General features: G+C 69.7%; 14 protein-coding genes. 8 read left to right on the top strand and 6 right to left on the bottom strand.

Features of this window, described 5'->3' with window-relative positions; translation table 11 throughout:
- From GXY85_11890 to GXY85_11865, 6 genes are all read left to right on the top strand, one after another.
- A partial coding sequence (locus GXY85_11890) for a hypothetical protein (protein NLW51524.1) occupies window positions 1–176 on the top strand: 176 nt, incomplete at its 5' end.
- Window positions 177–534: 358 nt separating this feature from the next.
- Complete coding sequence (locus GXY85_11885) at window positions 535–1,029, top strand: GH3 auxin-responsive promoter family protein (GenBank protein ID NLW51523.1); 495 nt, start codon at window positions 535–537, stop codon at window positions 1,027–1,029.
- A gap of 285 nt (window positions 1,030–1,314) precedes the next feature.
- Window positions 1,315–1,494: a hypothetical protein gene (locus tag GXY85_11880; GenBank protein NLW51522.1), complete on the top strand. Its 180-nt coding sequence runs from the start codon at window positions 1,315–1,317 to the stop codon at window positions 1,492–1,494.
- Between the two features lie 118 nt (window positions 1,495–1,612).
- Entirely contained in the window at window positions 1,613–3,688 is a 2,076-nt protein-coding gene (locus GXY85_11875; GenBank protein ID NLW51521.1) for a hypothetical protein, read from the top strand.
- Window positions 3,689–3,892: 204 nt separating this feature from the next.
- Window positions 3,893–6,118, top strand: coding sequence for a VWA domain-containing protein (locus GXY85_11870; GenBank protein NLW51520.1), 2,226 nt, complete (start codon window positions 3,893–3,895; stop codon window positions 6,116–6,118).
- 21 nt (window positions 6,119–6,139) lie between these two features.
- The gene (locus tag GXY85_11865) at window positions 6,140–7,237 is read left to right on the top strand and encodes a hypothetical protein (GenBank protein NLW51519.1); all 1,098 of its coding nucleotides are present in this window, start codon (window positions 6,140–6,142) and stop codon (window positions 7,235–7,237) included.
- 8 nt (window positions 7,238–7,245) lie between these two features.
- On the opposite strand, the gene GXY85_11860 is transcribed toward GXY85_11865, so the two are convergent.
- On the bottom strand, window positions 7,246–7,530 hold the full coding sequence (locus GXY85_11860) for an Lrp/AsnC family transcriptional regulator (GenBank protein ID NLW51518.1): 285 nt from the start codon (window positions 7,528–7,530) through the stop codon (window positions 7,246–7,248).
- A 133-nt stretch (window positions 7,531–7,663) separates the two neighbouring features.
- Here GXY85_11860 and GXY85_11855 point away from each other — a divergent pair, with 133 nt between their 5' ends.
- The gene (locus tag GXY85_11855; GenBank protein NLW51517.1) at window positions 7,664–8,974 is read left to right on the top strand and encodes a hypothetical protein; all 1,311 of its coding nucleotides are present in this window, start codon (window positions 7,664–7,666) and stop codon (window positions 8,972–8,974) included.
- Window positions 8,975–8,987: 13 nt separating this feature from the next.
- Here GXY85_11855 and GXY85_11850 read toward each other — a convergent pair whose 3' ends face one another.
- The 5 genes from GXY85_11850 to GXY85_11830 form a co-directional block, all read right to left on the bottom strand.
- Window positions 8,988–9,878: a ParB/RepB/Spo0J family partition protein gene (locus GXY85_11850; GenBank protein NLW51516.1), complete on the bottom strand. Its 891-nt coding sequence runs from the start codon at window positions 9,876–9,878 to the stop codon at window positions 8,988–8,990.
- Window positions 9,879–10,093: 215 nt separating this feature from the next.
- The gene (locus GXY85_11845) at window positions 10,094–11,050 is read right to left on the bottom strand and encodes a Gfo/Idh/MocA family oxidoreductase (GenBank protein NLW51515.1); all 957 of its coding nucleotides are present in this window, start codon (window positions 11,048–11,050) and stop codon (window positions 10,094–10,096) included.
- A 46-nt stretch (window positions 11,051–11,096) separates the two neighbouring features.
- Window positions 11,097–11,543, bottom strand: coding sequence for a hypothetical protein (locus GXY85_11840; GenBank protein NLW51514.1), 447 nt, complete (start codon window positions 11,541–11,543; stop codon window positions 11,097–11,099).
- A 24-nt stretch (window positions 11,544–11,567) separates the two neighbouring features.
- Window positions 11,568–12,338: a 5'/3'-nucleotidase SurE gene (gene surE / locus GXY85_11835; protein ID NLW51513.1), complete on the bottom strand. Its 771-nt coding sequence runs from the start codon at window positions 12,336–12,338 to the stop codon at window positions 11,568–11,570.
- Between the two features lie 167 nt (window positions 12,339–12,505).
- Window positions 12,506–13,477 (bottom strand): glycosyltransferase family 9 protein, encoded by a 972-nt coding sequence (locus tag GXY85_11830; GenBank protein NLW51512.1) that lies wholly within the window; start codon window positions 13,475–13,477, stop codon window positions 12,506–12,508.
- A gap of 341 nt (window positions 13,478–13,818) precedes the next feature.
- Here GXY85_11830 and GXY85_11825 point away from each other — a divergent pair.
- A partial coding sequence (locus GXY85_11825) for a hypothetical protein (GenBank protein NLW51511.1) occupies window positions 13,819–14,458 on the top strand: 640 nt, incomplete at its 3' end.

Below are 14,458 nucleotides of genomic sequence, written 5' to 3'. Positions count from 1 at the left end.
GCAGACCGCCGCGCACGAAGCTGCCGCCCGAGCAGGCGAAGTGGGCCAGCCTGGGCCACGCGACGATCCTGACGGTCACGGCCGTCTGCGTGGCGGCGCTGGCGGCGTGGATCCTCCTGCGGCGCCGCGCCGAAGGCGGGCACTCGGCCCCGCAGACGGTGCCGGGCGACGGATAGCAGCCTGTTGAACAAGTCCTTTTTGTGGCACAAGCGCCCCGCCCACCCCGGCGGGCGGGCGGCTGTTCCACACTTCTTCAACGGGCTGTTACGACATAGACTATGACTTCGGCGTGACCGTCGAAACCGATGACAATGCCTCGTGCATCTTCCTGGAGACTCTGCGGGATGTGGGGCATCGCAACTCTGTGGACCGGGAGCATGTCATTGCCCACGAAATCGGACATGCGGGAGGGCCCAACATCGATCCGAACACGGAGCATGCGGAATTGGGCATTATGAGTGAGGTGCCAGCTACTGGTGTGGGTATGAACGCCTATTTGCCAGCGACACTATTGCGCGTCAGGGGGTGCAACAAATGGTAGATCATGCGGGAGCAGAGGGGTGGCGCCGAAGATGGTTTGTCAGGCACTGGAAAATGCTCGTTGCCACAGCCCTTGTCGCCGGCGCCGTCATCTTCTACCTGAGACTGCCAGTAGTACGTGGCGACGGCTATCCAGTACAACTGATTCTGCTCGCGGAGGTGCTGCGGGATCATTGGGTAGAGACAGGGAGCTATCCACAGGACGCTGAGAGCCTCGTCGCCCAGTTGGGTCCGAAGATTGCTGAACTGGGATATGAACTGAGATACATGCAGGGGGACGTGTTTCGGTTCGTCGGACGACGACACCAGGGGGACGTGTTTCGGTTCGTCGGACGACGACACATAGCGCAGGTGGAATACCGGCCTGCATCCGATGGACTCCCACAGATGAGGTACCGAGTGAGAGGAGAGGACTTCAGCCCTGTTGTATTGTTTCATCCGGACCAGCGCGTGCTTCCGCCACAAGACAACGACGAAGTCAGCCAGTGATGGAGGCGTGACGCGCTGATGAACGACACGGAGCGGACGAAGACAACCGGCCGTAGGCCGCGCGGACGCGATCCGTGCCATGATTGGCGTGGCATCCGTTGAGCCGTCTCGTCTTCATCGGGCGTGATCCGTGCCGATCTGTGGCCCGCGCCGTGATCGTGTCGTAGTCGTTCTTGCCGCGAAGGGCCTGGGGGGAGTGCGGATTGGCCTTGATTTGAGGGTGCTTCGGGGCTACATATTGTACGCTGGAGGGGAGCGATTGGCAGAAACGGGGAGGGAGGGCGCGTGCTGCTGTGGAAACGATCCGGCGGCATGCGTCCACTGATGGGGGTGCCGGATGGTCCGAATGGCAGGATCGAGGTCCAGTACCGCTACGTCTCGCCCGAGGTCATGCCAGAGATGATGTACCGCGGAGGAAGAAGGCAGTATATGCCGGTGCTGATGGTCAGCCCCGGCTTTCCCTGACACAATGCCCCGGAGTCCTTGAATGGCCATGTGCGCACGCCCACTGATGTTGCTGGCGTTTCTGACCTTGGGACCTGCTGTCCTCTGCGGCTCGGCGGCCGGCTCAGCGGCGGAGAGCATGGCGGGGCCCTGGCTCGTCTCGGCAGACAGGATCGTCGTCGGGCAGGCGGTGCTCATACGGGGCTCGGTGCGCGGCATCGACTTCCAGCCGCACATGGAGACGCCTCCGCTCACGCTCACGATCAACGGCGAGACGCTCACCCTCTGGAGGGACCTCGTCTGCCAGTGGGAACGCGATCTGGATGGATCCCACGCCGTCACCTTCGACCTCCAGTACGATTTCTCTCACCGACGGTGGCTCTTCAGCGAGCCCGGCCGCTACGAGGTCGAGATCGGCAATCCGGCCACGGGCGAGGTCCTGTTCTCCTGCACGGTGGACGTGGCAGCACCCCGCGACGAGGACGAACCGGCGCTGCGGCTGCTGGAGTCCGTGGAAAGCCTGTTGCTCCTGCTCGCAGACGACCCGCACGGGCGGAATCCCGGGGACCTGGAGCGGCTGGTTGAGCAGTTCCCCGACTGCCCGTGGCGACGCCATGCCGACGCCGCACTCGGCTCGTACTACGTGGCGCAGGCACAGACGCCGGCCGATCCCGGTGTCGAGGCGTTCAAGGCGATCCCGGAGAAGGTGGCGGCGCTCGCCGGGCACTTCCGCGCCGCAGCGGCGGACGAGACGCTGGGACTCGCATGCTGGAGGGCACGGCTGCGACTCGCAGAGTGCCTGACTCGCGGCAAGGAACTCGACGAGGCGAGGCAACTGCTGGCGACGGTGGCCGGGGCCAACCTTCCCGGCCTGTCGACCATGGCCCGCCAGCGCATCACAGGGATGGACGCCATGGCCTGGGAGCAGCGGCTTGCGACTGCGGGAATGGACGCATTCGACAGACCGACAGCCGTCGGAGGGCCGATAGAACACGGCTTCGTCTTCATCGACGGCGCCTATCTGCCGCCGCCGTACAGGATCAGCCGCAAGGGCCTGGCGCTCCTCATCAACGACGTGGAGGTTCAGGGTTTCACGCCTTCCGTCGACAGCCGCGCCCTGGCGTTTGGCCTTCACTACCGTGGGCAACAACGGCGCGAGTATGAACAGGGCCTGCAGCAGGACTGGTGCTACTTCATCGCGAGCGGCGCCGCGGATGTTGCACTGGATCCGCACTCGGCGGCGTTCCAACTGCCGGACATGATCGAAGCTCTGCGCAGCGACCGGTCCGTGGAGGAGAAGGTTCTCGAACTCGAACGTTGCGGCTGGCGTTACTCGGCGGGCAGGGACAAGCTCGCAGCGCTGGCCACAGGGTTCTCCGCGCCGCCCGAGCTCGACATGCGCCTTGAAGCGCTTGCGCGGCGCCTTCTGCGAGCCGAGGAACTCGGCCGCACGGACGGACCGCCCGTGGACAAGGGGTTTGTGTTTTTCGAAGGGCGCTACCTGGAGGCGCCCTATATCGTCTCGCGCAACGGCCTCGGCGTCCTTGTCAACGGCGAGTTGGTCTCGAGGCCCAGGGGACGGTTGGGGCGGGGGGAGTCCCCCGGCGAGGTGGATCCCCTGCTGCCGGAGGAGGTCACGCGCGAGACCTCGCCGCACAACGACGTGCTGCGGGTCTACCTGTCCGACAAGTATGCCTACGCACGGGCGCATTTCGCGCCCGAGGGCGAAAGGGACTTCATGGAGAAGACGATCCGAGCGCTCCCTTGCGTTCAGGAGGCTCGGCTGGACGAGAAACGGCCGATGGTACTCCACGTGACGAGCTTCAGCGGCGAACGCTGCGAGTTCCCGCTCCTGTCCGTACGCCGTGAGACGGCAGCGAAGGCGGATGACGCGTCGCTGCGGCACGCGAACAGCGTGCGGGAATCGCTCGAGCGCGACCTTTCGCGCGGCGACGCCCTCTTCCTCGGCCGGATGGCGTGCACCACGGTCCCGAGCGCCTCGGTCCCGCAGGATCTCCCGGCAATCCTGGCGATCCTGAAGACATCCGACACAGAGGACGCGAAGATCGCGAAGCTCCAGTCGACCGCCCTGAGGGATTTCCCCCCTGAGGCCATGGCGCAACTCATAACGGCCTTCACCGGTTCCGAACAACTGGAGCAGCGCCTCTCGGCGTTGAACGCGTCGGCCGGGCCGCGGGAGCAGGGCCGGGACTGAGGGGCTGCACGACGACGCCCCGTCGGCGCGGGAGTGCGTCTGCCGATCGACCCCGGCTGTTCGCCGGCCTGCGTGGCGCGTGCGTGCGCGGACGCGCGTCGTCGGATGCCGGCGGGCGGAGCCGCTGGAACAACGCGGCCCGAACGGCGTCTAATGGAGCGTTGGGAGGACGGCAACAGATACCGGGAAGCCTGAGGTGCGGCGATGAACGGGAAGCGGACGGCGTTCTGGGCGGTTCTGATCGTCATCGGGATCTGCAGGACGGCCGGCGCGACCGGCATCCTGGTACCTGAGGACAGCACGCTGCCTCCGCTGGCCATCCAGAACCACCGTGTGCATGTGACGGTGGAGGGGCCGGTGGCCGTCACGCGCGTGAGCCAGCGGTTCCTGAACAGCACAAACCGTCGCCTGGAGGCCACTTACATCTTCCCCATCCCGCGCGACGCCGCCGTCACCGACTTCGCGATGTTCATCAACGGCAAGCGGCAGAGTGGCGAGGTCGTCGAAGCGGGCCGGGCCCGACAGATCTATCAGGACATTGTGCGACGCCTGCGCGACCCCGGCCTGCTGGAGTACATGGACTCCGGGCTGCTGCGCATGCGGGTGTTCCCGATCGAGCCGAACAGCGCCACGGAGGTGGAGGTCTCCTACACGCACGCCCTGCCCTTCGAGAGCGGCGTCTACGAGTACACCTTCCCCCTGAAGACCGGCGAACGCTCCTCGAAGGTACTCGAGGACTTCACGCTGAGCGTCGAGATCGCCTCGGACCGGCCGATCAAGAGCGTCTACTCCCCCACCCATGACGTCGGAGTCACCCGCAAGGACGACTACCACGCCCTGGCCGGCTTCGAGCAGACGGGCGCCCGGCTCGACACGGACTTCACGCTCTTCTACACCGTGGGCGAGGAGGACTTCGGCCTGAACCTGCTGACGCACCGGCGCCCCGGCCAGGACGGCTACTTCGCCCTGATGATCGCCCCCCGGGTGGCCGTCGACGCCTCCGGGGTGATGCCGAAGGACGTCTGCTTCGCCATCGACGTCAGCGGCAGCATGCAGGAGCAGAACCGCATCGAGAGCGCCCGTCAGGCCGTCGCCTTCTGTCTGAACGCGTTGAACCCGGGCGACCGCTTCGCGCTGGTCACCTTCAGCACCGGCGTGGAGACCTACGGGGACGGACTGACGGACGCCACGCCGGAGGCGGTCGCCAAGGCCGTCGAGTTCGTCCGAGGTCTGGAGGCGCGCGGCGGCACCGACCTCTGCGAGGCCGTCTTGCGGGCGCTGAAGATGACGCCGCAGGGAGACCGCCCCTACCTGATCGTGCTGGCGACCGACGGCAAGCCGACCGTCGGCGTCACGGCTCCGGAGAAGATCGTGACGAGCGTCGCGGAGGCCAACAGGGCCAATGTGCGCGTGTTCCCCTTCGGGATCGCCGAGGACCTGAACGTGGTCCTGCTGGACCGGATCGCCGAGACGACCCGCGGCTACAGCGACTACGTGGCCCCCGGCCGCGAGATCGAGACGAAGATCTCGACCTTCTTCCGCAAGGTCAGCCACCCTGTGCTCTCGAACCTGGAACTCTCCTTCGGGGGCCTGAAGGTCTCGGACATGTATCCCCAGATGCCCCCCGACCTGTTCCGGGGCAGCCAGGTGGTCGCCTTCGGGCGCTACAGCGGCGAGGGCGACGTGGCCGTGCAGTTGACCGGCGCCGTGGGCGCGGACCGTCGCACCTTCGCCTATGACGCGACGTTCCCGGCCGAGGACCCGGCAGGCGCCTTCCTTCCGCAGCTCTGGGCGCGCCGCAAGATCGGCTATCTGCTGGATCAGATCCGCCTGCACGGGCAGACGGACGAACTCACCGACGAGGTGGTGCGGCTGGGCCGGGAATACGGCATCGCCACACCGTACACGTCCTATCTGATTCTTGAGAACGAGGATGCGTACCGCACGCACGGGATCCCGCGGATGGCGGCGGACCGGGCGGCGGCGGAGGCAGGCGGCGGGATGCAGGGAGACGCCGCGGTAATCGTTCCGCACACGACGTTCTTGAGGGCCGCCGGACCGTCCGAACAGCGCGTGAGGGGCAGGGACGCGGTGGAGGCCAGCCTGGCCCTGCGTTTCATGAAGGAGAGCGATTCCATCGCGGGCGCCTCGCCGGACCGCCTGCGCCGCGTCGGTGAGCGCACGTTCCTCCGCATCGGCGAGACCTGGGTGGACACCGCGCTGGAGGAGAACGCGGAGGCGCTCGAGCTGCGGTTCGGGAGCGATGCGTACTTCGCCGCCGTGGACGCCCTGCCGGAACTGGCCGAGTGCCTGGCGCTGGGCGACTCGGTCACCGTCGTGATCGGGGGGAAGGCCCTGGTCGTTGCGCCCGACAGGGGCCGCGAGGAGATGACGCCGGAGGAGATCAGGCAGTTCTTCGCACGTGGGTAGGGCGCATGGGAGGTGCGGGCGATGAGATGGCTGCTGGTGACGCTGGCCCTGGCGGCAGGCGGGTTGTGTGTGGCGGACGCGGCCCGGGGTTCCTATCTGGAGGCCGACGCGGAGCCCGGCCGCCCTCCCCCGCCCGTGCGGCCACTCCCCCGGCCCGTGCCGACGCCGGACAACCCCCTGACGCGGGTCGTCCGCCGGGTGCGCGTGCGGCCCGGGCACACCAGCGACGGCCTGACCGTGTTCCAGGTGGAGATGGACGTGTGCGAGGACTCGACTCCCTATCACTCGATGAACGAAGCACTTGCATCCGGCGACCTCGAGGTGCGGGAGAGGGGAGCCGGCAGTGTGCCCGCACTGCAGGCGCGCAACAACGGCCCGCACAGCGTGCTCCTGCTGGCAGGCGAGATCGTTGCCGGCGGCAAGCAGAACCGCGTCCTTCAGACCGATCTCCTGTTGCGGCCGAAGAGCGGGTGGGCCGAACTGCCCGTGCTGTGCGTTGAGCAGGGCCGATGGGATGGCCCGAAGGAGTTCGGCGCCTCTCCGTCCGTCGCCACGCTGAGTATCCGGGCGGGCGCGCAGACCGGCCTGGATCAGCACGGCGTCTGGGAGGAGGTGCGTCGCAGCAGCCGGGAGCTGGGCGGCGCATCCGCAACCGAGGACCTGCAGGCCCTGCAACAGTTGCCCGAGATTCAGGAGGCCCTGCGGCGCCATCGCGAGGAGTTCGGCGAGCACTGGAGCCCCCGGGCCGTGGGGATGGTTGTGGCGCGCTGGGGGCGGATCGTCGGCGCCGACGTGTTCTGCAATCCGGACGTCTTCGAGAAGCACCGGGACCGGCTGCTGGAATCGTACGCCGTCGACTCCCAGGTGTGGAAGCGCCGGCATCCCGAGGCCCTGCACGGAGCCATCGGGCCGCATCCCGATGAGGCGGAGCGCTTTCTGCGCCGCGTGCTCCGCGCGTCATACCGGGAAAGCGACGCGGCCGGCGGCGGCCGCACGGCGACCGTGGCGGGCCCCGGCGTCCGGGGCACGGGGCTGGTCTTCTGCGGCGCACTCCTGCACGCCGCCCTCTTCCCCGAGGACACACCGGTCGTGCGGCCCGCCGGGCAGCTTCGGGAATGACCCGCGCCTCAGGCCTGCGTCAGGCCGACGCTGAACATGCGCTCCAGGTCATACTGGCTGTACGCCTTGAACGCCAGAAGGGTTACGGTGTTTTCAATGCCCACCATCCGGAGCATCGACCCCGTGACGAGGTCCGCCATCTGCTCGTTGTCCGCCGTGCGCAGGAGGGCCACGAGGTCGTAGGGACCCGCGACCGAGTAGACCTCCGTGACGCCGGGAAGCTTGACGAGTTCCTGAGCCGTTTCCTGCACCATCTCCCGTTTCGCGTTGATCAGCACAACCGCCGTGACCATGGCGTCTCCTCTGCGCTCAAGAAGGCATATGCGTAGACTACGATGCGCGCGCCGCCCTGTAAAGCGCCGGGCCGCCGCTCCGGACCGGCCGCTCGGCTTGACCCGGAACGGGCTTTGCGGTAGCTTGCCCGGCATGTCTGATACCGGCACCCAGGGACATCGGAACCTCGCGGCAGCCGCCCTCGCCATCGGCCTGGCGTGTGCCCTGCTGCTGATCGACCCGACGCCGGCGCACCACTACTCCCTGGAGGCCCGCCAGCGGACCGCTCTGGCCGCCGACGTCATCTCCGGTGCGTCGCGCGGCACGCAGGGGCTGGTCGGGTCGCTTCACCTGGCCCCCCTGCCGACGATCGTGGTGGTTCTGATCGGCCTGATCCCGTTCGTCCCGATCACTCCCCTCCTGAACTCCGTGGCGGCGGCCGGCGCGGCGGCACTGCTGGCGGCGTACGTCCACGCCGTGTGGCGTGCGCACGGCGTGCATCCCGCCCTGCGCTACTCCGCAGTTGTGGCCATCATGCTGCTGCCGCCGGTCGCCGTGAGCGTGCGGGCCGGCGCGACGTCCATGGTCTTCGTGGCCCTGACCGTCTGCGCGTGCGGCGCGCTGGGTGAGTGGCTGCGCACGGCCTCCCTGCGGCAGTTGTCGCTCTCGGCGATCTTCCTGGGCCTGGCGGTGATCACCCGCTGGCAGGGCCTCGTGCTGGCGGCGGCGGCGACGGGCGTTGTCGCCCTCGGGGCCGCCGTCCACCGCCGCGGTTGGAGCTACGTCGAGGGGACGTCCATAACCTATGCCGTTCCCGGGGCTTACACTGCCCTGCTCTGGATCGGCGGCAACTGGCTTGTCCTCGGCAACCCCCTGTTCTTCCTCCGCTCCCTCGGCTCGGCGGCCGTTCCGGGCCCGCATGGCGCATGGTCGGTCCTGGCGGCCGACTGCCCCTGGGCGCTCATCGCGATCATGGCGGGGTTCTGCTGTTCGGTGCAGATCGCCGGGGCGGTCCTTCGCCGCAGCGCGTGGCGGCACCCCGCCGACGTGGCCGCCTGCTGCGCGCTGGCCGTCCTGGTCGGCGTCGCCTGGATCGGGCGCCTGCCCTTGCAGGAGACGCCGGCCCCGTCGGACGCGCGCCGCGTGGCGACACTGTTGTCGGAAGCCTATCCCAACGGAGTGTTTATCGTCACCGGGTACGTCGGCTACGAGTTCACCGACGCCGCCGGAGCGGATCCGGAGAACCGCTGGGTACACCAGATGCACCTGCGGCCGGAGAACGTGGACAAGATCCTGGCGGACTACCCTGGGTGCGACGTCTACCTGCTGGTGCATGCCGGGCTGGGACAGGAGCGATGGGATCGGGTGGGCCTGACCTGGGCCGACGGCGACCGCATCCCGGAGCACTACCTGTTTGTCCGCATGGTCGGCGACTGGGCGGTCTTCGAGATACTGCGTCCGTAGGCGGCGGGGCGCCTCAGCCGGCGATCTCCTCGGCCAGTTCGTCCACGCGCGACTGCCCGGCCAGGGCCTCGTAGAGCCGTTCGAACTCCTCGTGCGAGGAGTAGCGAATGGTCAACTTCCCGCCCTTCTTGCGGCCCGGTTTGATCTCGACGCGGGTGCCCAGCGCCCTGGACAGGCTTTCTTCGAGTTCCACGACATTCGGCGAGGCCTGGCGAATCCGGCCGGGCCGCCCGGCCGCCTCGGCCGCGGCCGCACGCTCGGCGGTGCGCACCGAGAGCCCCAGCGACACGATCTTGCGGGCCAGGCGCAGCCGCGCCCCCTGGTGGGGCACCGCCAGCAGGGCGCGTGCGTGCCCGGCGGACAGTGTTCCACGTGAAACCATCTCCTTCAGGTCGTCCGAAAGCTCCAGAAGGCGCAGCAGGTTGGCAATTGAGGACCGCTCCATTCCGAGCCGCTGCCCGGCCTCTTCCTGGGTCAGCGCCAGCTCGTCGATCATCCGACGAATGGCGGTCGCCTTCTCGATCGGGTTGAGATCGGCCCGCTGGATGTTCTCGATCAGGGCCACCTCAAGCATCTTCTCGTCCGGAATGTCGCGCACGACGGCCGGGACGCTCTCCAGCCCGGCCAGCCGGGCCGCGCGCACGCGGCGCTCGCCGACAACGAGTTCGTAGCGCCCCGGCGCCGTCGGCCGCACAAGTACCGGCTGGAGGACGCCCGACGACGTGATCGAGTCGGCCAGCCGCTGCAACTGCTCGGGATCCATCACGACGCGCGGCTGGTGCGGGTTGAGTTCGATCTGACGCAGCGGAATCTGGTCGGCTGCGGGCGCCTCGCCCGCCGGCCCCTCCTGCACGGTCGGTATGAGTGAGTCCAGTCCGCGTCCCAGCCTCCGCCTGTCAGCCATGCCGACCCTCCCGGTGTTTCACGTGGAACATGACACACGTCAGGATAGCGGGATGACGTTCGCGGAGTCAACGCACGGGGAGGAGCACACGGGCGGGCAGCGCGCGTGCGCGCGCCGTAAGTGACGTGACCGCCAGCGGTAACACAACCGGCAGGGGAGTGCGCTCCCGGGCGGAGACCGCCCGCCCGACGCAGGCAAAAACGCCCGCGTGCCGCTCAGATTGTCACGGGGTCGCCCCGATCGGCCGACTCCCGCGCGGCCGCCATCAGCTTCATTGCGCGCACGATGCCCGCCGGATGGTAGAGCGGCGCCGCGCCCTCCCGCAGCACCGCGTGGAGGTTGTCCCAGAATGCCTCCCGGCGGGGCGTCGGCTCGTAACTTCTTGTTGCCCCATCTGTTGTGACGATGGCACGGCCCCCCTGGGCTGTGATTGTCGCGTGCGCCCCATACAGCGTCCAGTGGGGCAGCCCGGTCGGGCCGCAGGCCGCCTGGGCCGCCGCCCAGCCGCCCTTGCGCAACGGCAGGTAGACCAGGAATCCGGCCTCGTCCGCACCCGGCGCGGGGCGGTTCAGGTGCGTCGTCACGCTGCGGACGTCCTGGTCCAGCAGAAGGTGCACCTGGTCCAGCATCGCCAGGCCGATGTCGTCCAGAAGCGGGGGACCGGCCGGGGCATCGGCCTCCGGCGCGGCGCGGCTGACCGAACAGAGCACGCCCCAGGGTGCTCCCAGGTTCTCCGCCTCGAGGGCCGCCCGCACGGCCAGGAGGTCCGGATCGCGCCGCCAGGGCAGGTCGGCCGTGGCGACAAGCCCGCGCTGGAGGGCCGTCTTCATCACACGCTCGGCGCCGGCTGCGTCCTGGCAGAAGGGCAGGTCGAGCACTGCGTGCCGCCCGGCGTTGAGCGCCCGTACGGCGAAGTCCCGCCGCTTCTCGACCGGCCCCGTCACGAACATGACCTCGGCCGGCGACTCCTGCAGCAGCACGTTGTAGTCGGTGTAGTGCGTCGCCGGGCCCCGGCGGGTCTCGTGCCCCGGCAGGCCCTCATCGCAGTAGGCGACGACCTCAAAGCGCCCGTCGTCCGGCAGCGGCACGGACAGGGCTCCGTCGTCGTCGGGACGCCGCCCCACGACGGCGACCGCGACGGCACGTTGCACGACACCGTCTTGTGCACACATGGCCCAACCTTCTTTTCGACAATGGCATACGGAGAGCGGAGGCCGTCTACGGCTCGTTGCGCACGACGTCCAGCCGGCCGGTCTTCGGGTCATAGGCGTAGCGGAACCCGCCGGGCGGCGCCGGCGTTGTCCGCCCCGTCCATTCGGCCAGCGCGGCCAGGGAAGGCGGGTACTCGCCGTGCATCGCCCGATACTGCTCCAGGTCGTGCGTGAGCACCGAATCGGCGACCGAGCTGCGCGCGTAACGTGGCGCGGTAACCACAGTGGTGCGGAGGTAGTCGCCCGGGGTCGAGAGCAGGCTCTCGCCCACGCCCCGTTCGCCCGAAGGCGCGGGCGGGCGGGCGGCCGCCCGCGCAGCGGGTTCGGGAGGCTCCGGGGCCTCCACGGTCCGCACCTGCGGCGGGGTCTGGGGCGTCTCCTCGCACGAACAGCCCACCAGGCAGGGCAGGACGACCGCAGCCGCGACACTCAACAGGACACCGGTGCGCGTCATGGCGAATTCTCCCGCTCAGAATGCCTATGTATCTGCGAGACAACCGTTTGCAGCACGCGCCAGCGCCTCCAGTGCGCCGGCGTCCGTCCGGTCCAGCAGCAGGGGCGTTACCGACACGCACCCCGCCCTCAGAGCCGCCACGTCGGAGTCCTCCGGGTGCGTGCCGTCGTCGGCGTCCCACGAGAGCCAGTGGACCGTGCGGCCCCGGGGCCCCCGGCTCAGGAGGTAGCGCCCCGGCGGATAGGTGGTGCTCTGGCGCGTGAGCCGCACGCACGGCCGGGCGGCCCCGTGCAGTTCGGGTACGTTGACGTTGAAGAGGAGCGCCGCGGCCGGGGCATCGGCCAGGATGAGGCCCAGCACCTCCACGGCCCGCTCGGCCGCCTCGGCCACGCGCGCGAGGTTCTCCGGGCTGGTCGAGCACGCGACGGACCGCACGCCGTTCAGCGCGCCCTCCACGGCGGCCGACACCGTGCCGCTGTAAAAGAGGTCGATGCCGGCATTGATGCCCATGTTGAGGCCGCTCACCACCAGGTCGGGGGGCGTCGCGAGCACCTCGGCCAGGGCGAACTTGACGCAATCGGCCGGCGTACCGCTGACGGCCGTGGCCGGGCGGCCGTCGCGCAGCGTCACCGAGGCCCGGCGTACCGGCATCAGGTGCGTGATCGCGTGGCTCACGCCGCTGCGTTCCTCGGCCGGGCAGACGACGGTCACCTCGCCGATCCGTTCGAGCGCCGCGGCCAGGGCGGTCAGCCCGGGGGAGAACGGCCCGTCGTCATTGGTCAGCAGGATCTTCATGGGGTCTCCCACAGGGGCGCATCGGCACGCAGGCGCAGGACTCGTCGGGCTGGCCGCCTCGTCCGACGTTCATGCTAACACACCCCATGATGGCACGCAAGACGGGCGCGACTCCGCTGCCCCGGTCCGGCCGCCGCACGTGCGCGGCAGCCCGGCCGGCGGGGCGCTCAGGCGGGCTGAAGCAGGCGGCGGCAGGCGTCCAGAACCAGGGCGGGGTCCGGCCAGGCGCCGTTCCCGCCGCAGGAGACAACGCGCCGGCCCAGCGGGCGCCACGTGCGCGGGTCGGTCGGGCCGAACACGGCGACCGTGGGCACGCCCAGTCCTGCGCCCAGGTGGCTCACGCCGCTGTCGTTGCCCACGTAGAGGCGGCAGCGGCTCAGCAGGGCGGCCGTCTGTGCCACGGACAGTCCCGCGGCACGGGCGGGGGCCGCGCCGGGGCCGGCCAACGCGGCCGTGCGCGCGCAGGGCGCGGCGTCGGCGGGGCCTTCCAGCAGCACGACGGGCCGGCCCAGGGCACCCATGAGGTGCGCGAAGTGCTCCGGCGCCCAGCACTTGCGCCGGCCGCCGCTGCCCGGGTGCACGGCCACGGGCCCGGCCGCCTCCGGCAGGCGCTCGGCCAGCCATTCGCCTGCCCATGCGGACAGGTCGGGCGAGACCCGGAGGCCTGCGGGGGGCAGGTCGCGGGGCTCGGGAACCGTGTCGGCCACCGCGCCGGCGAAGTGCGCGGCCGCGTGCCGGCCGGCCGGCGGGTCGACCGGCCAGGAGACCGTGCGGCCGGGGCAGAGGCGCCGTGCATTGCCCACAAGGGCGTCCCGGGGGTCGGCGGTGTAGAGCACCGCCAGGTCGGCGCGCGCAAAGGCGCCCGTCGGGTCGCCGTCGGCGCCGGGGGCGAACAGCGGCGTCATCTCCGGGCCGTCGAAACGGACCACCCGCACCGGCGGCGAGACCAGGGGCCGCAGGTGTTCGGCCCACGCGCTCCCGACCAGGGCGACCGTCACGTCCGGACTCGAACGGCGCACCATCTCCAGGGCGGGCAGCACCAGGACGGTGTCGCCCAGGCCGCCCGCCCGCACGACGGTCGCGTGCTTCGGCGCGACGCCGCGCAGGGCCGCCTCCACGCTGCTCTGAAGTCTCCACATCGCGCGCCTCCGAATCGGTGCGAGTATACCCGCCGGCCGTGCGCCGCGACAGTTCGCGTGCGGCCGCCTGCACCCGTGAGCGCCGGCCCGGGCGGGCCCGCGTTGGCCGTCAATCCGTGGACCCTGCGGATCGCCTGCCGCTGTGCCTCTGCCGGTCGCACGGCCGCCGCATCGCGCATCCGCGCCATGCATCGGGAACCGCCCAATGGCCGAATGCGGCTCCTGCCTCGACTCGATCCACCCCACAAACGCAGATGCCTCGCATTGACTTCGCGTCGCCGTTCGCATAGACTCGATGGATGTGGTGTGCTGCCGGATTGTCGTGTCTGGAGGGGGATGGTATGCGTGCGGAGCGGGGGCGGGCCGGACAGGTCATTGTACTGGCGTGCTTTTTGCTGCCGGTTCTCTTCTGTGTGGCGGCGATCGCGATCGACGTCGGGTCGCTGTGCAATAGCCGTTCGCGCCTTCAGAGCGCTGCGGATGCCGCCAGCCTTGCGGCCGTGCTGGAACTCTGGGAGCGGCGCGTCGCCGGCGCCGATGAGCAGGGCGCACGGACCTGCGCCGCAGCCGAAGCCGAGGCCATCAAGGACGCCAACTACCCGGACAGCAGGGCCGAGATCGAGTTTGGCCTGTGGGACGGCGCGACGTTCACGCCATGCGACACGTCGAAGAGCGCGAACGCCGCCCGGGTGCGCACGAGCCGAGGTGCGGACGCTCCCGGCGGTCCGGACGGAACGCCGTTCGCGCGCATCTTCGGCCTGAACGGCGTTTCGCAGGCGCGAGACGCGGTCGCCCGGTTCTGGACCGCCGGCGGCCTCATGCCCGTCGCAATCTGGCAGGGCGACCTCGTGCCGGCCGGACAGTACCTGGTGGTCTACGACAGCCAGAAGATCACGCCCGGGGTATTCGGCCTGCTCGACTTCGACGGGGGGAGCAACTCCACCGCCGATCTCGTCGAGTGGTTTGAGAACGGCTACCCCG

This window comes from Candidatus Brocadiaceae bacterium, from assembly GCA_012728835.1.
Lineage (GTDB): Bacteria > Planctomycetota > Brocadiia > SM23-32 > SM23-32 > JAAYEJ01.
The sequence above is the reverse complement of the archived record's forward strand: the minus strand, read 5'-3'. Positions and strand labels throughout refer to the sequence as shown.